Raw genomic sequence first — 19,972 nt, forward strand, 5'->3', positions numbered from 1 at the left:
TTAATCTAATTATTTTTAGATTAAGGCTTTTTTGATATTCAAAAGCTAAATGTAATTATTTAATTCTGTACTGTAAGTTGAAACCTACATCTAATAAAAAACCTTTTACATTTTTATTGAAATATAAATAGGAATAATAATCTCCATCTGTTTCATAGGGAGAAACAAAGAAACCTAAAAAGGGCTGAAAATGTAGTTTGTCTTTGTACAAATTATAATTCAATCCTGTGCCTAGGTATAAATCAAAACGTTGAGGGACAAATCCTTCCGAACCTCTATAACCAGTAATTCCACTCTCATTTTTTTGATTAAATGAAACTTCATATATTCTATAATTCTTGAAGTTATATGTTATAGAAGACTTTACAAATAAATAATCTGACCTAAGTGGTTTTACTGTTTTAAAATGAATCAAATAATCAATATTAAACTGATTTTGATGCACTACTTGCCTTACTTTTCCATATTGAGGTGTAACGTTAGGTATGCCACTAGGTATTCCATATATTCTTGAGCCATAGCGAGTTATCCGATATCCTATATTTATCTGCATATCGATTTTAGAATTAAAATCAAAAACATAACCTAAATAGCCAAAATAACTAGGCTTGATAACTTCTAAGTTTTTAAGCTGTTTTAACTCTTCTTTTGAATAGTCTTCGTTATGGAAATCTAATAAGCGAGAAGTTGCAGCACTACCTGCTCCAAAAACAATTCTGTTTTGAGCGTAAGAACTAAGTGAAAAGAAAAGAAAGAGAAATATTATTTTTTTCATAATGAAAAAATGCAAATAAAGTAGAACGAAAAGAGATATTATTATTTTAAAAAAAATATAATTTTTCGAAGTAGTAAGCGATTCACTTATCTACGTTGCAAACGTATATTTTTATTTTTTAATAAATTTTTTTTTTGCAAAAAAGCGAAATAAAACGTAAAAAATTACTTTTGTAATATGAACAGATTATAATAAGAGAAATATTTTATTTGAATCTTAATCTACCTTAGTATTAGATTAAGGTTCTTTTTTTTGTAATTTCGTTTTTTAATCAATAAATAAGTTCTTCAACGATCTAATACAAACTATTCTATGCAACATTTTTCATTACGACTACGAGCTTTATTCTCTAGTCTTGTTTTGCTTTCTCTTTTTACAGCCTGTAACCCAGAGAAAAAAACAACAGAAACTATCGAATCTACTATCCAAACAGATACAACTACTCAAGTGGAAACCTCAATACCTACTGATATTCATACTTATGCCATTCCAGAAGAAGCAAAAACTACACATCTTGATTTAAAACTAAATGTAGATTTTTCAACTAAAATGCTTTCGGGTATCGCTACGTATGATATTGAAGTTCAGAATAATATAGATAAAATCTATTTAGATACTCGCAGCCTAACCATTGAAAATGTAGAAGTAGATGGACAAAAAGCAAACTTTGAACTAGCCGTTGAAGATGAAAATTTAGGGCAAAAGCTTACTATTCCAGTTACTGACCAATCTAAAAAAGTAACTATTACTTACAAAACCTCATCAGATGCAGAGGCTCTGCAATGGCTTTCTCCTTCTCAAACAGCAGGAAAACAAAGTCCGTTTTTGTTTACTCAATCACAGGCTATTTTGGCTCGTACTTGGGTGCCGACGCAAGATAGCCCTGGTATTCGCTTTACGTACACAGCCGAAGTAACTGTTCCTAAAGAGCTTATGGCAGTAATGAGCGCAGAAAATCCACAGCGAAAAAATGACTCTGGTATTTATTCTTTTAAAATGGAACAGCCCATTCCAGCTTATTTGTTGGCATTAGCTGTTGGCGATTTGCGTTTTCAGCCAATTGGAGAGCGTACAGGTGTGTATGCAGAGCCTTCTGTGATTAGCAAAGCAGCCTATGAGTTTGAAGAGATGGATAAGATGTTAGAAGCAGCCGAAAAGCTCTACGGAAAATATGCGTGGGGACGTTATGATTTGATTGTCTTGCCTCCTAGTTTTCCTTTTGGTGGAATGGAAAATCCTCGTCTTACCTTTGCAACGCCTACTATTTTGGCTGGTGACCGTTCGCTTACCTCGTTGGTGGCGCATGAACTTGCTCACTCGTGGTCTGGAAACTTAGTTACGAATGCAACGTGGAATGACTTTTGGCTCAATGAAGGCTTTACTGTTTATTTTGAGAACAGAATAATGGAAGAAGTTTATGGAAAAGATTATGCTGAAATGTTAGCTCTTATTTCGTATCAAGATTTGAAAGATGAAGTAGCTGCAATGACTTCAGCAGGAAACTCAGAAGACACAAAACTAAAATTAGACCTTGAAGGACGTAACCCAGACGATGGCGTTACTTCAATCGCTTATGATAAAGGCTTTTATCTTTTAAAGTTAATTGAAAATACGGTTGGAAGAGAAAAATTCGATGCTTTCTTGAATCAATATTTTACGGAATATGCTTTCAAAACTACAAATACAGAAGATTTTCTGACTTACCTAGATAAAAATCTTTTATCACAGGTAGATGGTTCTATGCAAGAAATTAATCCAAAAGAATGGATTTATGAAACAGGAATACCTTCTAATATTCCAAAAATTGAATCAGAGCGTTACGATAAAGCCATTGCAGCAGCTACTGCTTGGAAAGATGGAACACCAGCGGCACAACTGGACACAAAAGATTGGGCATATCAGCAATGGTTATTTTTCCTTCGTGCTTTGCCAAATGAACTTAGCAAACAACAAATGGATGAGTTAGACAAACAATTTAAGTTTTCTAATACTGGAAATAATGAAGTTTTGGGAGTTTGGTTGGTAAAAGTGGCTCATAACGAATACGAAAAATCATATCCACAACTTCGTAAATTTTTAGTAAATGTAGGAAGACGTAAATTTTTAAGTCCTATTTATGCAGAGCTCATCGCAAACGCAAAAACACTTCCATTAGCAAAAGATATTTTTGAGGAAGCAAAACCAAATTATCACTTTGTTTCTTCTTCTAGCATTGAGAAGATGTTGGAAGGGAAGTAAAATCATTTTTTTAGAGTATAATAAAAAAAGCTAGTTCAAATATTACTTTTGAACTAGCTTTTTTGTTGAAGTTTTCACTAAAACATAACACACTCACAACCTTCCAAACACTTAAAAAGATTGAGGATATTTCGTTCACGAAGCGAATAATAAACATTTTTACCTTCTCTTTTTGAAGATAGAATCCCTTTTAATTTCATATTTGAAAGATGGTGTGAGGTAAGCGATTGTTCTACTTCTAAGCCTTCACAGATTTGTTTTACTGACAAACGTTCTTTTTTTTCTAATAATTTCAAAATTCCTAAACGAACAGGATGAGCTACCGTTTTTAATATAAAAGCTGCTCGTTCTAGCGTTTCCACATCGATTTGTAATTCTTTTTTTGTGGTATCAGACTGATTAGATTCCATAATGTATTTTATTAGTAATTATTTTTCTCCCTTTTATTTTATACAAACATTTGTTTATATGTTCATATTTGAGTTTATAAATTAGTAACGTAAAAACAAAGTCTTTAGTTATTCTGTTGCCTTCTAAAACCTCGTTCGACGGTTAATTAAAAATAAGTAAGCCAAATATGAAATCAATCAGCCTTGTTTTTCCTCATCAACTTTTCAAAGAAAATCCTGCTTTATTTGATAAAGAAAATAAAGTTTATCTAATAGAAGATGATTTATATTTTGGTCAGTATCCTTTTCATAAGCAAAAATTACTACTTCATCGTGCTTCTATGCACTATTACAACGGTTTTTTAGAAAAAAAAGGCTACACAGTTTCGTATTTGCAGCATTCAGAATATGGAAAATTGGAAAGTGTTTTTGATTTAATTTCTGAAAATGAAGAAGAAATTAAAGAGATTCATTATACAGATACGACTGATTATTTACTAGAAAGAAGACTAAAGCGTTTTGCCAAAAAATTTGATATAAAGTTAATTCAATATGAAACTCCTCTTTTTCTGACTTCAAAATCAGATTTGGATGAAATACTTCAAAAAACTAAATCGGGTAGTTATTTAATGGCAAGTTTTTACCAAAAACAACGCAAACGCTTGGATATTTTGATGACTCCTGACGGCTCACCAAAGGGTGGAAAGTGGAGTTTTGACGAGGAAAACAGAAAACCTTTACCAAAAAATAAGTCAGAAAAAAGCAAACTCAATATTCCAAAATTTCCTGTTTTTGAAGAGAATGAATTTGTCAAAAAATATAAGCCAACAATTAAAAAAGATTTCGGAGATAATTATGGGAGCTTAGAACACTTCAACTATCCAACAACACACAAAGAAGCCGAGCAAGTTTTAGATACTTTTTTGAAAGAACGATTTTATCTTTTTGGAGATTATGAAGATGCTATTTCAACGAAAGAACGCATTATTTTTCATTCTGTACTGACACCTGCATTAAATATTGGTTTGATTACACCTTCTCAAATTATAGAGAAAACGATGAATTTTGTTTCTCAAAATGAAGACTCAGAAAATGAAATATCTCTCAACTCTTTAGAAGGTTTTATTAGGCAGGTTGTTGGTTGGCGTGAGTTTATGCGAGGTATTTATGAAAAAGAAGGTGTTTTTGAGCGAACCAATAATTTTTTTAATTTCAAAAGACAACTTCCAAAATCATTTTATGATGGAACAACAGGGATAATTCCGATTGATGATACCATTAAAAGAATACTCAAATATGGCTATTGTCATCATATAGAAAGGCTGATGATTTTGGGTAATTTTATGCTTTTGTGTGAGTTTGACCCAGATGCTGTTTATAAATGGTTTATGGAATTATTTATAGATTCGTATGATTGGGTAATGGTAACAAATGTCTATGGAATGACTCAATATGCAGATGGAGGACTGATTACGACAAAGCCTTATATTTCGGGTTCGAATTATATTTTAAAGATGAGCGATTATAAAAAGGGTAATAAATCTAATGAGAAAACCAATGATTGGGCAGAGATTTGGAACGGACTTTATTGGAATTTTATTTCCAAACACAAAGAAGTCTTTGCAAATAACCATAGAATGCGAATGATGGTCAGTATGTTAGATAGAATGAAAAAAGAAACACTACAAAACCATTTAGAAAATGCAAATCGTTTCTTAGAAAAATTGGATAAAGGACTAGATAAAAACTAGAAAAGAGATAAAATTATGAATTTAGTTGCTTCATAGCTTTCCAGTCTTTTAAAGTGATAAAAAAATAAGCTATCAAAAATAAAGGAGGAATACCCCAAAAAATGATGAAGGTTAGTTCATTTTTATTAGCAGGATATTCAAGTATGAAAGTTACTAATACGAAAATGGCTAAATAAATAATGGCACTGATAGCATGTATTTTTCGAAAAATCTCTACTTTCGTAGAATAACTTCCTCTAAAAATATGGTAAGTCATCCCAATAGAATTATAGAGAGCGATAGGTAGTAAACTAAACAACCCCAAAATCATAAAATAACCACTAGTAAGAGACAAAACTCCAAAAACGATAAGTAATCCAAAGAAAAAGCATTGTAAGTAAAAATCGATAGTCAAGAAGAGTGTTTTTTTTGCGTCAAGTAATGTTTCTTTCATAATTTTAATAAGATATTTAGTAGTTTTGAAGTGTTTTCATTGCCTTGTAATCCTGCCAAGTAATTATAAAATAAGCCACTAAGAAAATAAGAGGAATAGATGAAATAACATAGAAGACAAGTCCTTCATCAATTAAGTTTCCATTCCATATATAAGCAATAATTCCTGCAACTGCTCCAAAACCTAGAATAGCATGAATAATACGAAACACAAAAACTTGCTTTGAGTAGCTTCCTTTAAAAATATGTATCAGAAGACCTATTGAATTATAAAGTGTAACAGGAACAACGAGCCACAAACCAATCGCAGCAAAAATGCCATCAAAAATAGATAAAATAGCAAGTATAACGGCTACTCCTGAAAAAAATGCTTGTGCATAAAAATCGAATGATAAAAACATTTTTTTATTAGGATTTTCAGAAAACATAATAGTAATTAATTAAGATGGAAAGATGTCTTTACTTTCAGTACACACAATTTTAATTAAGAGATAAAAATCAAAGAGTTATTTATTTGTCTTATTCAATATTTCTAGCAAAAAATCTATTACTGTGATGGGCGAACATTCACTTGTTATACTATTAAACTGTATTACTCCTGTCTCTAATTGAAAACAAGTTTTTCCAATTTGGCTTTGATTCTCATCATAAAAGGTAAGTTGAATAAAAGTTTTGTCCATACCATCAGTATAAATACATTGTTTTTTCCATCTCCACAGAGGTTTTTTACGAATGATAAGCTGTAATATTTCGTGTGCTGCAATTTCCTGTATCATATTTTAAAATAGTTAGAAAGTGTAATTGTGTGTTGGTATTAGTAAAATACTAATTTTTTATCAAAAAGTCTTTTTATCGAATAAAAAAACTCTCTAAAACCTTTTGTTTTTAGAGAGTTTTTCTTTTTTTCAACATCAATAATTTAATTCTCAAACACATAAAAAACCCTATCTAATCCTGTTTTAGATTGATATTTAATCATTTGTAATGATTTATAATGACAGGACTCTTTGATAAGATGCATGTCTTCCTCGTAAGGCATATAAGCATCAAGCGTTCCCCAGTCCATTTCTACACGGATATAATGCTTGTTGATTTTCATTCCGACAAACTTAATTTTGTCTTGAGGAGCTTCAATAAATAATTTACCTCCTGTTTTGAGATACTTTCTAATTTTGCAAATAGAATCTCGTTGTTGTTCAAGATTTTGTTCTAGTATTCCAGACCAAAGCCACAAAACAGCATCTACTTTTTCGGGTAAGTTTAGTTCTTCTATATCTTGGTGAAGCATTGATAAATTTTCATTATCATACTCGTTTTCAATATAGTTTACAAAAGATTCTACTCTTTCGATACCATATATCTTACCCTTGTATCCACGTTTTAGAAGTTCATCTATGGCTCTTCCATATCCTACTCCTAGTTCTGCAATTGCTTTTGCATTTTCTATTTGAGGATAAATTTGGTCAATATCAATTCCTGTATCAAAACCTGTAACTCCTGCGAGTTCTTTAAATTTTTCTATCTGAATATTTCTATAAAAATCAATGTTAGCTAAAGTCATAATCGCATTATGAAGTAAAAAAATATAGGCTATCTAGTATAAAGCAGCAATAAGTTTTTATTGGCGTAAAATTTTTCATAACTATAAAAAACAAAATCTTACACTAATAACCTACAAGTTACTTCGCTTTTTTGTCTTTTGCAATTTTGACATTACTTTCATCTTCTAAAGTTTTAGAAATTGCATTATAAGGAGCAACCACAACTTCTTTTCCTTCTTCTACACCACTTAATATTTCTATATTATCAAAATCACTTATTCCAGTTTTTACTTGTATCATCTTTACTTTATTATCGCCATCTCTAACAAAGATTACTTCTTTCATCTTGTCCTCCTCTATTTTTGTATTTTGATTTGTTTCTTTTTTAGGTTTCCCTCTTGGTGATTCTTCTTCATCTTTTTTCTCCTCGTCATTGTACTTACTATTTCTTACCGTAACAGCTGCCAAAGGAACAGCCAAAGCACCATTTTTACGATTAGTAATCACTTCAACACTTGCCGTCATACCTGGTAAAAAAGGAAATTTTCTATCTTTTAAGAGTTCTTTATACGATTCTCTACTCATTCGTATCTTTACTTCAAACTCTGTAACAGCATCAGCCGTAACAGCCTGTAAATTATTTGCAGATTTAGCAATTGAAGTAACAATTCCAATAAATTTTTGGTCTGGATAAGCATCTACCTCAACGTAAGCTGTATCATTCATTTCGATTCTGATAATATCATTTTCATTGACATTGACTCTAACTTCCATATTTTTAAACTCTGCAATACGTAAAAGCTCTGTTCCTGTCATTTGTACAGTTCCCACAACACGTTCGCCTTGTTCTACATTCAATGAAGAAATAATTCCACTCTGAGGAGCAAAAATAGTTGTCAAAGAAAGGTTTGCTTGTGCTTCTTCTAAGGTTGCTCTAGCACTTTGAAGAGCGTATCTAGCACTTTCTACTGTTTTTTCAGCAGCTTGTAATTCAGATTCTGCCACTTTGAAAGCAGCTTCGGCAGCTTGAAAATCTTGTAACGATATTATTTTGTCTTCGTAGAGTTTTTGTTGTCTTCCAAAATCAGCTTTTGCTCTAAAGTATTGTGCTTTAGCTTGTTGCAACCTTGCATTTGCTTGTTCGATATTTGCACCCTGCGAACCCAAAGAGGCACGAGTTCTATCAACAGCAGTTTGATACGTATCAGGACGAATTTTTAATAATAACTGTCCTTCTTTTACAGAATCTCCTTCTTTTACTAATAATTCTGTAATTTCTCCCGAAACATCTGGCGATAATTTAACTTCTACTTCTGGATATATTTTGCCTGATGCGCTTACTCTTTCTACAATTTGAGTGCGCTTGACAGGAGCAAACTCTACTTCAATTCCGTCTTTTGCACCAAACCAACCTAGTTTTTTTCCTGCAACACCCAAAACAACAAGTAAGACAACAGCACCAATAATTATAAAAAGTTTTTTATTAGACATAAATACAAAATTAGAAGTATGAATTTTAAATATAGGATATGAAATTAACCTTGAAACAGATTAACTGAACGATTCAGCCAGTAAGTTGTTCAAGCTAATTAAAACTTACACTAAATTTGATTTTAATTTTATCATAACTAACTGATGTTACGCAACTAAAAAAACGAAACTCATAACTTTAGTTATGGAAAAGCACAACAGGCTGTTTTTTTACTATTCTGTACCTGTTTTCCCACGATTAAAATCGTGGGTTTCATTTTATGTGAGTAATTTGTAGAAATTTTATCTCTGCGTAACATCAGTAACTAAAGGTTGGTTGCATCATCAATAAAATTTATCACAGTTACTTTTGTACACCAATCTTCCAGACTGGTCTGAATACTTTTTTTAGTATAAAAAAGCTACTTTAATCTTTCTGTCAGGATAAAAGGCTCACCTACGTGTAAATAACCATGAAGCTGTTTAAGAATACTCATTTTTCCTTAGAATTGGGTTGCAAACCCAGCTCTAAGGAAAAATAACACTGCCTTTGTTGGTGTTTTAGCGAAGCGACACCAACAAACATACCTATAAAAATCATTCTTAAACAACTTCCCTAATAACGTTTAATAACTACTTCTTTCTAAAAGTTATTTTTTTTAAAAAAATCATCAAACAGTTCTTTTGCTTTTTTTGCTGTTTCATCTACTTTTTCAGATACATTTTGTGCTGTTTGTTTGAACTGGTCATTGAGTTCCGATGATTGCGTAGTGTTTCTTGCAGACTTTGTTGCTTCATTAAAGTCATTTGCATATCCTTCTGACGCTTCTTTTACGTCTTCCCAAACAGAGGCATTTTTCTCTGCATCGGTTCTTTTAGGATAATTTCCTTGTAGTATATCGTCATAACCTCCAGAGCGCACCCAGTTTACAATCTCTAAAGCACGAGTAGAAGCAAAGGGATGAGATTGCCCAATCATATTAAAAAACTTAAATATATTATCACTTGTGTTATCCATTTTATTGTATTCTTCAGCTTGTTCTAAGAAAGCTGCAACATCCATATTTTCAAAATCTCCACCTGCTAATTTCATAGATACACGAAGCGAAACATCTGGATTTTGAGTGGCTAAAAGTCCTGCTCGGTCTGCACTCAATTCGCTTTTTCTGCTCCATTCTTGCAAAGCATAATAAACACCTGAAAAAATCCAGTCAGGAATTGGAAGTTTTATAACTGACCTAGAAATTTGTTGTAGAAGCACAAAAAGAGTTCTGTAAAGCATATGTCCACTCATAATATGTCCTAGTTCGTGTCCCAAGACTTCTGTTAATTCTTCATCATCAAATCGCTCTACGAGAGCTGAGTTCAAGACAATAAAAGGACTATCCATACCAACAGCAAAAGCATTCAGAACTTCACTTTGAGAAACATATACTTCTGGTCTTTTCTCTATATCCATCGTCTTGCAAACCTCTGTAAAGAGTGAATTTACTCTTCCAAACTGTTTTTCTGAAACTCTGACAGCAGAAGCCAAATACATAAGGCGAAGCGAACGCTCAGAAGTTGCACCAAAGAGCATACTTAAAAGCTTATCTAACCCTGGTACTTTTTTGAGTGAAGCTAAGGCTGCACGGTCAGCAGGATGCTCCCAAGCACGAGAAGAAATTTGATGTAAGACTGTTTTTTTTGTGGTCATTTTTATAAAATTTTAAAAGAGTAGTGGTAAAATTAGGTAAGTCATAAAATTAATACGTTATTTTGTATTACTTCGTTTAATTCGTAATTAATTTATATGTATAACAAAACAGATTTTGAAGGTGTTTGGGTTTTTGAGCCACGCCTTTTTGAAGACCATAGAGGTTATTTTTTTGAGAGTTTTAATCTCAATGATTTTGAAAAAAACACAGGTTTGCGACCTACTTTTGTACAAGATAATCAATCTGGCTCTACAAAAGGAGTTATGAGAGGCTTACATTTTCAAAAATCTCCATTCGGTCAATCAAAGCTCGTTCGTGTTATTGTAGGAGAGGTTCAAGATGTAATCGTTGATTTAAGAAAAGAATCAGTTACTTATGGCAAGAGTTTGAGTATAAATCTTTCAGGTACAAACAAAAAGCAGCTTTTTATCCCAAAAGGTTTTGCACACGGTTTTTTGGTGTTGAGTGATTATGCAGAGTTTTTTTATAAATGTGATGCTTTTTATGAGCCAAAAGCAGATACAGGAATGTATTTTGACGACCCAAAACTTAATATAGAGTGGCAAATGGATGTTAAAGATATTGTTCTTTCTGAAAAAGATAAAAACTTACCTTTATTTGAGAACGTTGAGTATTGAGTATTATTAAATAAAAAAAAATTAAGCCAAACCTGTTTGTTGAGCAATTAAATAACCAATATAGACGACATAACCAAGTGTAAGGATTGTACCTTCTCCACGAGAAATTTTGCGTCCTTCTCCCAAGAATACAAAAGCAACAACCATAAGACAGCCAAAAGCAGTAACGACCAAATCCATATTGTTTGCATTTGGGCTGAAGGGAATAGGTCTGACTGTGGCACTTATTCCCAAAACAAAGAAAACATTAAAAACATTTGAACCCACTACATTTCCAATAGCCATATCTGCACTCCCTTTTCGTGCTGCCAAAACAGAAACAACAAGTTCTGGAAAAGAAGTTCCTGCTGCCACTACGGTAAGTCCAATTATTCCTTCACTTACTCCCCAAGACTTTGCAATTTCTATGGCAGCATCTACCATAAACTTTCCTCCTCCAATAAGTCCTGCAAAACCTCCTAAGAGCATCAAAACAGATAATCCTAAAGGTAATTTTTGTATTTCTTCAGCTTCTTCAATAGATAGTTTTTTGTCTTTTTGAGCAGAAAAAAACGTATAATACATAAAAATAATAAAGAAGAAAAGTAGTATAATTCCATCACTTCTTGACAAAACCGAACTGCTAGAGCCATCAATCAACATATCATTTGCCAAAACACCCAAAACAAGTGCAGCCAAAAAACCTAAAGGAATTTCTATCTGAACAGTTGCACGTTTGACAAAAACAGGCGAAATCATTGCACAAATACCCAAAATCGCTAATGTATTAAAAATATTACTCCCCAAAACATTGCCAATAGCAAGGTCAGAGCTTCCACTACTAGAAGCAAAAAGATTTACGACCAGCTCTGGCGCAGAAGTACCAATTGAAACGACAGTCAGACCAATAATAAGGTCAGATATTTGAAAGCGTTTTGCTATTGACGAAGCTCCGTCTGTTACCCAGTCAGCTCCCTTGACAAGAACAATTACACTAACTATAAAGATGAGATAATTCATTATGAAATGAGTATTGAATTGAAATGACCTATATTATTTTCCCTACTTGTTCAAACAAAACCATAATACATCACTTTCTATTTAAACAGTTTTTTGAATAAATAACAAACCACGAACCAAAGGACAGGTAAATACTTTGTTTTTAGACTATCGTGCCTTTTGAATAGATGAAGGTTCTTTTTTTGAAGAAAAAGCTGTATATTCAAGTTCAATTTAGAAATTTTGATTTTTGCTAAATTTGTAGTAAAATAATAGTAAATAGTCATTCAATAAATTTATATAAACATACCCTTAATGAATACACACGATTTTATAGAAAAAAATAAAGAACGCTTCTTGGAAGAACTTAAAGATTTACTTCGTATTCCTTCTGTAAGTGCAGACAAGAAGTACAAAGAAGATGTTTTTAGAGCTGGAGAGTTTATCAAAACAAAACTAGAAGAAGCAGGAGCAGATAATGTCGAACTTTGCCAAACAGCAGGTTATCCAATTGTTTATGGAGAAAAAATGATTGATTCTTCTTTACCTACTGTTTTGGTATATGGACACTATGATGTGCAGCCACCAGACCCGTTAGAGCTTTGGGAAACTCCTCCTTTTGAGCCGACTGTTAGAGATGAAAAAATTTATGCTCGTGGTGCGTGTGATGACAAAGGACAAATGTATATGCACATTAAGGCATTTGAAGCGATGATGAAAACTGATTCTTTACCTTGTAATGTCAAATTTATGATAGAAGGCGAGGAAGAAGTAGGTTCGGACAACTTAGGAATTTTTGTAGCCAATAATAAAGAAAAATTAGCTACTGATGTAATCTTGATTTCTGATACTGGAATGATTGCCAATGATATTCCTTCTGTAACGGTTGGTTTGCGTGGTCTTTCGTATGTAGAAGTAGAAGTTACAGGACCTAATCGTGATTTACACTCTGGTCTTTATGGTGGTGCTGTTCCAAATCCTATCAATGTTCTTTGTGATATGATTGCTTCTTTGAAAGATGAAGAAGGAAGAATAACCGTAGAGAATTTTTATGATGATGTAGCAGAAGTTTCGACAGAAGAACGTGCTCAAATGGCAAAAGCTCCTTTCTCTTTGGAAGAATATAAAAAATCTATCGGACTAAAAGATGTAGAAGGCGAAAAAGGATATTCTACTTTAGAACGTGCTTCTATCCGTCCGACTTTAGATGTAAACGGAATTTGGGGTGGCTATACAGGCGAAGGCGCAAAGACAGTTATCGCTTCGAAAGCGTATGCTAAAATCTCTATGCGTTTAGTTCCTAATCAAGATTCAGACACTATAACGAAGTTATTTGTAAAACACTTTGAAAAAATCGCTCCTCCTTCGGTTAGTGTAAAGGTAAATCCTCATCACGGAGGTGAGCCAGTTGTAACGCCCACTGATTCACAGGCGTATCAAGCTGCAAGTTTTGCGTATAAGCAAACTTTTGGAAAAGACCCTATTCCAATGCGTGGTGGTGGAAGTATTCCAATCGTTGCAATGTTCAAATCTGAATTAGGAATTGATAGTATTTTGATGGGATTCGGTTTAGATTCTGATGCAATTCACTCGCCAAACGAGCATTACGGACTTTTCAATTATTACAAAGGAATAAATACAATTCCTCATTTCTTTTTCCAATATGCTAAAATTTATAAACCAGAATTGGTTTAGAATTTAATTGTTGTTTGTGGGAGACACAAACAGTAGCAAATAGAGTTTTATACAAAGAGCGAACTGCAATTTATTTTGTAGTTCGTTTTTTTTATGAACTCTAAAATGTTAAAATTCAGTTTTTTTTAGGTTTTAGTGCAGCACTATTCATACATATAGAGTAATGATAAGAAATAAATTATACAACTTAAAATCTATTTTATTGAATATGAAAACAAAAAAAAACATTGCATTTTAAGATAAAATCAATCTTTTATCTTTTTCTTTTTGGAATTATTTTGTCTTTTTCTACGTCCTCGTGTCAAGGAGTAGATGATATTGAACCTTTAGAAATACAAATTGAAAACAAAACAGGTTATGATTTGACAGATATTCGAATTGATAACATCAAAATTTCTTCTCTTGAAAATGAGAAAAATTCAGGTTATATTTCCACAGAGAGTTTTGGATATATGAATATAATATATGCAAAAACCAATATAAAATTTGAACAAAGCTTATATAGTATATCTTTTGTACCCCGATGTGGAAATGATTCTTACTATGATGAAAAGTATAAAAACCATATACTTACAGCAGGTAAACATTCATTTGTATTATCATTGTATGAAATGGATGGAAAAGAATACCTATCTTTTGATAAAAAATAAACCTCTAACTCTAAAATCATTTTATTATGAAAATTCAAAAAACAGCTTCATTTAATTTAAAATCAATCCTTTATCTTTTCCTTTTTGGAATTATTTTGTATTTTTCTGCTTTCTCTTGTGAAGTATATCAACCTTTAGAAATAAAGATAGAAAACCAAACAGATTATGATTTGAAAGACATCAAGATTGATGATGTACATATTGCTTCTCTGACAAGAGGAGAAACTTCAGCTTATATTGCTACAACAGATTTTGAACCTCTGAAAACCGTTTCTGCTACAATAAATCGTAAATTTGAAGAAGAAGTTAAAAGTTTTGGCGTAGATTCAGGTCTTTGGTGTGGAACAGGAATGGAAGACTATCCAACCAAACAATCTGGCAAACATAGTTTTGTAATTACCTCTTATCAAAATGATTTTGATGGTAAAATACGACTTCGTTTTGAAGAAAAATAGTAATTGGCATTTATGAAAAATAGCTTGTACTCTCAACAAACAGAGAATACAAGCTATTTTTTTTTTCGCCTTTAGCAGACTAACAGCTTAAAGTATTTGCACAAACTATTGTCAGAGTTGTTTCGGATTACCTTACAACTACTGACAAAGTTTTTTCTATACCTTCTATCTTTAAGGAATAGAAATTAAATAAATTGACACTTTTAATTATATAATTAACTAGTAGTCAGAAGTTTAATTCGTAATCTTTCCTAAGCAGTATATTCAATAATTACTCCTCTCCAATTTTGTCTTTGTATTTATTATACAAAAATGAAATTATCAGTAGTAAAACTCCTAGAGAAACAAAGACAATCGTCTTAGAAATAGTTGGTAAGGAAGCAATATCGTACAAGAAAAGTTTGAGAAGAGTAATTCCAAACCAAACCAGTCCACCAATACGCAAGTATTTTTTCTTCTTCCAAATCCCCAAAACAACCACAAAAAGCGAATAAGCTCCCCACAAAATACTCAAACCAAGTTTGTAAGCATCTGCATTACTTGTTAGGCTCAAAATATGAATAAGTTCGGCACTTAGTAGCCACAAAACAGAAACGTGAAGAATAAAATCAAAGAAAGGAATAAAATTGAATTTCAAAAAGTCCTGTTTTGCAAGTCTGAAAAGTGTAACCAAAAGACCAGCTACGAGTGCATAAGAAATGTATCGAATTATCAAATTAAAACTTCCTACTTCATAATAGGTAGCTAATTTTTGAGTAACATAACTTTCTCTTAGTTCACTTAGCTCATAAAGTCCTAAAGTCATGAAAATAAACAAGACAAAAGCAGAAGCCAAATAATATAAAATCACTGGCATTTGATTTTTGACTTTCTTGATGCAGTAAAGTCCCAAACCAATAAAGAATAGGAGTGTGTAATTGAACAGCCAAGCAACTTGATAGTGCCTCAAGTCATAATCATAAAATGTGTCTGAATATCCTCCTTCTGTCATTATTTCAATCCTTGAAGCCTCAAAAAGTTGATTGAAGTAAATAGAAATTTCGACGCACAAAGGCAAATACAGAGCAAAAAGCAATGTTGCAGTAATCACAACAGTTACAAAACCTAAGAAACCACTTGCTTTTTCTTTCAGAGGAGAAATATATTTATCACTCTTATTTATAAAATCAATAAAGAAAAATGAAGCTGCAAAAATAATGGAAGTAAGGAAAATAACATTGAAAATAGGCAGAATCTCATTTACAACTGTTTTATTTGTTTCATAATCATAAACTCCACTTGAAGCATCAATAGCTAAAGTCCAATCTTGAATTATACTGAAGGCAGCCAAAATCATCAGAGGAAAAGAAAGCGATTCATAGACTCCTACTTTCTTCGTTCGTCCAATCCAAAACAGAAGCGCAGCCTGTAACGACCAAATGAGTGTAACCCAGTTTCCATCTAATTGAACAGGAACGGCAATCGTAATAAATACTAGAACCAACCCAGAAGCTAAGTAGAATAAATTTCTATCAGCCAATTTATTTTTATATAAAACTACACTTACTCCAAAATGAATAATTGCATTTCCAAGTGTAAACAGTCCTACTAAGTTTTCTGTCTGTACATTTTCTACAAGCGTTATAAAGCCAATTCCATAAAAAATAAAAGAGTTGATGAGCATCAAAATAACGTCGCCAATATTGAAGATTTCTTTTTTTCTAATCTTATACGCCAAAAATGAAATATAAAAAATCAAGAAGAATAACGTAGAGAAAATCAGCGTCAAACTAAAATGCTCTTCTTGACTGTACTTTGCGCCATACCAAACCAAAACAACCAGCCAAGTCAGTGAAAAAGCATTGATAAAAAGCCATTTCCAGTATTTTTTGATAGAAATAGCCAAAATTCCTAAGTTGATAATTGCCATATAAATAAACAAAATCATCACTTTTCCAGAGCCATCACTAAGCAAAAATGGAACTGCATATGCTCCAACAAGTCCGATATGAGCAATAATTTGTCTGTCATAATTTAGGGAAGCCACCACCGTAAAGACCGTAAAAGCGACCATCAGACCAAATGCCATTTCTTTAGGGTAAAGTCCGTAAAAATCATAACCCATAAAGGTTACAAAATAGAAAATTGCCATTGCACCACTCAGCAGTCCAGCACTAAACTTCTCATATTTTGCCTTCAAACGAATAGCAAAACCTAACAAACCAGCTCCCACCAAATAACCTAAAACGATTCTTGTAAGTGGACTAATCATATCATTATCGATGGCATATTTTACTCCAATACCAACACCCAAAACAATAATCAAGACACCAACAATATAAATTACATTCTCACCAATAAATTTTTCGATACTTGATTTTTGATGAACTTTTTTAGTTCTTGATTGTATTGGTTGCTCAAAAACAGGTGTTTTTCTTCGTATATGTTCCTTGCTTTCTTGCTGCTTTTCAGATTCAGAAGGAAAATCAGATGGAATATCTCTAAAGATTGGCTTTTGTCTTATGATTGGTTCTTCTTCTTTTGATTCTTTCGGTTTTTGTTCAAAAGAAGTTTCATCTTGCAGACCTTCAATTTCTACACGTAACTTTTTGATTTCTCTATCAAAAACGGTTTGTTTGGATTCTACGATTGATAATTTTCGTAGTAGTTCATTTATTTGTTGTTTTTTATTCATAAGTAGTGATAGTAGTCAGTTTGGTAAATGCTTGTTTTAGAAAAATACGCATTTTTTTTGAAAAAATTAGAATTACTTCTTTATCTGATTACGAAAACTTATGATGAAGAGATTGAGAGTTTTTGATAAAAACTGACTTTTAAATATCAATCTATGGAATAAAAAAATATCATCACTAAATGAAAATAGTGATGATATTCTAAAAAACTGACTTTTAATTTACTTTTACTCGTTAGTTTCAATTAATTCCAAAGCCTTATCCACCATATTTGCAGAACCAACATAATAAGTAGTTCGTTGATGCAAAGAATCTGGTTCAATATCCATTATACGCACACGTCCGTCATACGCTTTTCCTCCTGCTTGTTCGGCAATAAAAGCTAATGGATTACATTCATACAATAATCTCAATTTTCCTTTTGGTGTTTTTTGTGTACTTGGATAGATAAAAATCCCACCTTTAAGCATATTTCTATGAAAATCTGCCACCAAAGAACCAATATAACGAGCTTTATAATCGCCTTTACCTTTACAAAAATCAATGTATTTTTTTACGCCTTCTGTAAAACCTACAAATCCACCTTCATTACAAGAATACGTTTTGCTATCTTTTGGAATATCTAAGTTATCATGAGTGAGCAAAAACTCGCCTCCTTTTGGGTCGTAAGTAAAGATATGAACGCCGTTTCCTGTCGTGAAAACAAGTGCCGTAGCTGTTCCGTACAAAACATATCCACCGATAAGCTGGTCAGTTCCTTTTTGCAAAACATCTTCTACTTTTGGCTTTGTTCCTCTTGCAGTCTTTCTCTTAAAAACTGAAAAAATAGTTCCGATAGAAACATTCACATCAATATTTGAAGAACCATCTAAAGGATCCATTGCCACCACATATTCAGCATCATTATTATTTGTCAAAATAATTTCCTCCTCTTCTTCCGAACCTACCACACAAACTAAATTGCTCTCTCTAAAAGCTGTAATAAAAAGTGTATTGGCAAGAACATCCAGTTTTTGTTGTTCCTCTCCTTGCACATTACTAGAACCTGCCGTTCCATACAAATCTGTGATAGCAGCACGAGAAACGTGATTATGAACGGTGGTAGCTGTACGAGCAATAGAATGCAGCAAATGGTCTAGTTCAGAAAGAGATGCAGGAAGATTAGCTTCGTTGTCTTTTAAAAATTGGCGTAGGGTTGTCTTTTGGCTCATAGTAGTTTTATAAATTTTTTAGGTTTAATAAGACAAAATTAGCTATTTTCAGAGGTTTTACAACCATATACTGTAAAAGTTTCAGAGATTACTTTGCAACATTTAATTTCTTAGGTATTTCTATTATTTTTGTAACAAAAGATATAGGAATCCCTTTTTGTGTTTCTACAAATACATTAAAAAATCACCCCCATTTAAAATAAACCATGAAAAAAATACTTTTCATTGACCGTGACGGAACAATTATAAAAGAACCTGCAGACGAACAAATAGATTCGTTAGAAAAATTAGAGTTTCTTCCAGCCGTTTTGAGAAATTTGTACGAACTTGCAGCCAGTAAAGAATACGAATTGGTAATGGTAACCAATCAAGATGGACTAGGAACGGTAAGTTTTCCAGAAAATACCTTCCATCCTGCACATAACAAAATGCTCAACGTTTTAGAAAATGAAGGAATTGTTTTTGATGAGATTTTAATTGACAAAACATTCCCTCACGAGAAATCGCCCAACCGTAAACCTGAAATCGGATTAGTCAAACATTATCTAAACAACCCTAACTTTGATATTCAAAACTCTTTTGTTATTGGAGACAGATTTAGTGATATACAATTAGCAAAAAATTTGGGCTGTAAAGGAATTTTGATTGCAAAAGATAATCAGAAAATAAAAACAGAAAACCCACAACTCGCCGAAATTTGTGCTTTAGTAAGTGATGATTGGACAGAAATAAAGAATTTTCTATCTGCTCCTCAAGCAAAATTTGGCTCAAGAATAGGAAAAGTAAAACGTACTACAAAAGAAACTGATATTGATATAGAAATAGATTTGGATGGAACAGGAAAAGCAGACATCAGTACGGGACTTGCTTTTTTTGACCACATGTTAGAACAAATTGCAAAACATGGAGAGGTAAATTTAAAAATTCAGACAAAAGGCGATTTGCATATTGATGAACATCATACCATCGAAGATACTGCTCTAGCACTTGGAGAGGCTCTTTTGAAAGCCTTTGGAAATAAGCGAGGGATTGAACGCTATGGCTTTTGTTTGCCAATGGATGAAGTTTTGGCACAAGTGGCAATTGATTTTGGTGGACGACCTTGGCTAGTTTGGGATGCAGACTTTAAAAGGGAGAAAGTAGGAGATATGCCTACTGAAATGTTTATGCACTTTTTCAAATCGCTTAGTGATACCTCAAAGTCAAATATAAATATCAAAGCCGAGCCAAAAGAGGGCGCAAACGAACATCATAAGATTGAAGCAATTTTTAAAGCCTTTGCAAAAGCTCTAAAGATGGCAAAAACACATACAGGTTCGTCCGAATTACCTTCTACAAAAGGAGTTTTGTAAAAATAATTTTTATTAAACCCTAGAAATA

18 protein-coding genes are annotated in these 19,972 nt (G+C 32.5%); 7 read left to right on the forward strand and 11 right to left on the reverse strand.

Translation table 11 applies throughout. The features are described 5' to 3' along the window. Positions 1–55: 55 nt before the first annotated feature. On the reverse strand, positions 56–775 hold the full coding sequence (locus WAF17_RS05580; protein ID WP_338767315.1) for a hypothetical protein: 720 nt from the start codon (positions 773–775) through the stop codon (positions 56–58). 312 nt (positions 776–1,087) lie between these two features. On the opposite strand from WAF17_RS05580, the gene WAF17_RS05585 reads away from it, so the two are divergent. Continuing rightward, entirely contained in the window at positions 1,088–3,013 is a 1,926-nt protein-coding gene (locus tag WAF17_RS05585; protein WP_338767318.1) for a M1 family metallopeptidase, read from the forward strand. 77 nt (positions 3,014–3,090) lie between these two features. Here the strand turns inward: WAF17_RS05585 and WAF17_RS05590 are convergent, their stop codons facing one another. Beyond that, positions 3,091–3,423 carry a metalloregulator ArsR/SmtB family transcription factor gene (locus WAF17_RS05590; protein ID WP_338767320.1) on the reverse strand — a complete coding sequence of 111 codons (333 nt, stop codon included), beginning with the start codon at positions 3,421–3,423 and terminating at the stop codon, positions 3,091–3,093. A 167-nt stretch (positions 3,424–3,590) separates the two neighbouring features. On the opposite strand from WAF17_RS05590, the gene WAF17_RS05595 reads away from it, so the two are divergent. Beyond that, a complete protein-coding gene (locus tag WAF17_RS05595; protein WP_338767322.1) occupies positions 3,591–5,153 on the forward strand; it encodes a cryptochrome/photolyase family protein in 1,563 nt (520 codons plus the stop codon). Positions 5,154–5,166: 13 nt separating this feature from the next. Here WAF17_RS05595 and WAF17_RS05600 read toward each other — a convergent pair whose 3' ends face one another. The 6 genes from WAF17_RS05600 to WAF17_RS05625 form a co-directional block, all read right to left on the reverse strand. Continuing rightward, positions 5,167–5,586, reverse strand: coding sequence for a hypothetical protein (locus WAF17_RS05600; RefSeq protein WP_338767324.1), 420 nt, complete (start codon positions 5,584–5,586; stop codon positions 5,167–5,169). A 16-nt stretch (positions 5,587–5,602) separates the two neighbouring features. Beyond that, positions 5,603–5,986, reverse strand: a complete 384-nt coding sequence (locus WAF17_RS05605) for a hypothetical protein (RefSeq protein ID WP_338767327.1) — start codon at positions 5,984–5,986, stop codon at positions 5,603–5,605. Between the two features lie 105 nt (positions 5,987–6,091). Further along, on the reverse strand, positions 6,092–6,361 hold the full coding sequence (locus WAF17_RS05610; protein ID WP_338767330.1) for a hypothetical protein: 270 nt from the start codon (positions 6,359–6,361) through the stop codon (positions 6,092–6,094). Positions 6,362–6,504: 143 nt separating this feature from the next. After that, the gene (locus WAF17_RS05615) at positions 6,505–7,146 is read right to left on the reverse strand and encodes a class I SAM-dependent methyltransferase (protein WP_338767333.1); all 642 of its coding nucleotides are present in this window, start codon (positions 7,144–7,146) and stop codon (positions 6,505–6,507) included. Positions 7,147–7,264: 118 nt separating this feature from the next. Continuing rightward, positions 7,265–8,617 carry an efflux RND transporter periplasmic adaptor subunit gene (locus WAF17_RS05620; protein WP_338767336.1) on the reverse strand — a complete coding sequence of 451 codons (1,353 nt, stop codon included), beginning with the start codon at positions 8,615–8,617 and terminating at the stop codon, positions 7,265–7,267. Between the two features lie 622 nt (positions 8,618–9,239). Continuing rightward, on the reverse strand, positions 9,240–10,292 hold the full coding sequence (locus WAF17_RS05625; protein WP_338767339.1) for a M48 family metallopeptidase: 1,053 nt from the start codon (positions 10,290–10,292) through the stop codon (positions 9,240–9,242). 96 nt (positions 10,293–10,388) lie between these two features. Here WAF17_RS05625 and rfbC point away from each other — a divergent pair, with 96 nt between their 5' ends. Next, entirely contained in the window at positions 10,389–10,931 is a 543-nt protein-coding gene (rfbC, locus tag WAF17_RS05630; protein WP_338767342.1) for a dTDP-4-dehydrorhamnose 3,5-epimerase, read from the forward strand. 21 nt (positions 10,932–10,952) lie between these two features. Here the strand turns inward: rfbC and WAF17_RS05635 are convergent, their stop codons facing one another. Beyond that, positions 10,953–11,930 carry a calcium/sodium antiporter gene (locus WAF17_RS05635; RefSeq protein WP_338767345.1) on the reverse strand — a complete coding sequence of 326 codons (978 nt, stop codon included), beginning with the start codon at positions 11,928–11,930 and terminating at the stop codon, positions 10,953–10,955. Between the two features lie 294 nt (positions 11,931–12,224). On the opposite strand from WAF17_RS05635, the gene WAF17_RS05640 reads away from it, so the two are divergent. From WAF17_RS05640 to WAF17_RS05650, 3 genes are all read left to right on the forward strand, one after another. After that, on the forward strand, positions 12,225–13,604 hold the full coding sequence (locus WAF17_RS05640; protein ID WP_338767348.1) for a dipeptidase: 1,380 nt from the start codon (positions 12,225–12,227) through the stop codon (positions 13,602–13,604). Between the two features lie 278 nt (positions 13,605–13,882). Continuing rightward, complete coding sequence (locus tag WAF17_RS05645) at positions 13,883–14,254, forward strand: hypothetical protein (protein ID WP_338767350.1); 372 nt, start codon at positions 13,883–13,885, stop codon at positions 14,252–14,254. Positions 14,255–14,280: 26 nt separating this feature from the next. After that, the gene (locus WAF17_RS05650; protein ID WP_338767353.1) at positions 14,281–14,709 is read left to right on the forward strand and encodes a hypothetical protein; all 429 of its coding nucleotides are present in this window, start codon (positions 14,281–14,283) and stop codon (positions 14,707–14,709) included. Between the two features lie 271 nt (positions 14,710–14,980). Here WAF17_RS05650 and WAF17_RS05655 read toward each other — a convergent pair whose 3' ends face one another. Then, positions 14,981–17,383 (reverse strand): DUF2339 domain-containing protein, encoded by a 2,403-nt coding sequence (locus WAF17_RS05655; RefSeq protein WP_338767355.1) that lies wholly within the window; start codon positions 17,381–17,383, stop codon positions 14,981–14,983. A 225-nt stretch (positions 17,384–17,608) separates the two neighbouring features. Continuing rightward, a complete protein-coding gene (fbp, locus tag WAF17_RS05660; protein WP_338767358.1) occupies positions 17,609–18,592 on the reverse strand; it encodes a class 1 fructose-bisphosphatase in 984 nt (327 codons plus the stop codon). Between the two features lie 206 nt (positions 18,593–18,798). On the opposite strand from fbp, the gene hisB reads away from it, so the two are divergent. After that, positions 18,799–19,944: a bifunctional histidinol-phosphatase/imidazoleglycerol-phosphate dehydratase HisB gene (gene hisB, locus WAF17_RS05665; protein WP_338767361.1), complete on the forward strand. Its 1,146-nt coding sequence runs from the start codon at positions 18,799–18,801 to the stop codon at positions 19,942–19,944. The last annotated feature ends 28 nt before the right edge of the window (positions 19,945–19,972 follow it).

The sequence above is a fragment of the Bernardetia sp. ABR2-2B genome, from assembly GCF_037126435.1.
GTDB lineage: Bacteria > Bacteroidota > Bacteroidia > Cytophagales > Bernardetiaceae > Bernardetia.

Excerpts from the sequence above, each read along its gene's own strand:
- WAF17_RS05580 (WP_338767315.1), bottom strand. The coding sequence starts at position 775 with ATGAAAAAAATAATATTTCTCTTTCTTTTCTTTTCACTTAGTTCTTAC.
- WAF17_RS05585 (WP_338767318.1), top strand. The coding sequence starts at position 1,088 with ATGCAACATTTTTCATTACGACTACGAGCTTTATTCTCTAGTCTTGTT.
- WAF17_RS05590 (WP_338767320.1), bottom strand. The coding sequence starts at position 3,423 with ATGGAATCTAATCAGTCTGATACCACAAAAAAAGAATTACAAATCGAT.
- WAF17_RS05595 (WP_338767322.1), top strand. The coding sequence starts at position 3,591 with ATGAAATCAATCAGCCTTGTTTTTCCTCATCAACTTTTCAAAGAAAAT.
- WAF17_RS05600 (WP_338767324.1), bottom strand. The coding sequence starts at position 5,586 with ATGAAAGAAACATTACTTGACGCAAAAAAAACACTCTTCTTGACTATC.
- WAF17_RS05605 (WP_338767327.1), bottom strand. The coding sequence starts at position 5,986 with ATGTTTTTATCATTCGATTTTTATGCACAAGCATTTTTTTCAGGAGTA.
- WAF17_RS05610 (WP_338767330.1), bottom strand. The coding sequence starts at position 6,361 with ATGATACAGGAAATTGCAGCACACGAAATATTACAGCTTATCATTCGT.
- WAF17_RS05615 (WP_338767333.1), bottom strand. The coding sequence starts at position 7,146 with ATGACTTTAGCTAACATTGATTTTTATAGAAATATTCAGATAGAAAAA.
- WAF17_RS05620 (WP_338767336.1), bottom strand. The coding sequence starts at position 8,617 with ATGTCTAATAAAAAACTTTTTATAATTATTGGTGCTGTTGTCTTACTT.
- WAF17_RS05625 (WP_338767339.1), bottom strand. The coding sequence starts at position 10,292 with ATGACCACAAAAAAAACAGTCTTACATCAAATTTCTTCTCGTGCTTGG.
- rfbC (WP_338767342.1), top strand. The coding sequence starts at position 10,389 with ATGTATAACAAAACAGATTTTGAAGGTGTTTGGGTTTTTGAGCCACGC.
- WAF17_RS05635 (WP_338767345.1), bottom strand. The coding sequence starts at position 11,930 with ATGAATTATCTCATCTTTATAGTTAGTGTAATTGTTCTTGTCAAGGGA.
- WAF17_RS05640 (WP_338767348.1), top strand. The coding sequence starts at position 12,225 with ATGAATACACACGATTTTATAGAAAAAAATAAAGAACGCTTCTTGGAA.
- WAF17_RS05650 (WP_338767353.1), top strand. The coding sequence starts at position 14,281 with ATGAAAATTCAAAAAACAGCTTCATTTAATTTAAAATCAATCCTTTAT.
- WAF17_RS05655 (WP_338767355.1), bottom strand. The coding sequence starts at position 17,383 with ATGAATAAAAAACAACAAATAAATGAACTACTACGAAAATTATCAATC.
- fbp (WP_338767358.1), bottom strand. The coding sequence starts at position 18,592 with ATGAGCCAAAAGACAACCCTACGCCAATTTTTAAAAGACAACGAAGCT.
- hisB (WP_338767361.1), top strand. The coding sequence starts at position 18,799 with ATGAAAAAAATACTTTTCATTGACCGTGACGGAACAATTATAAAAGAA.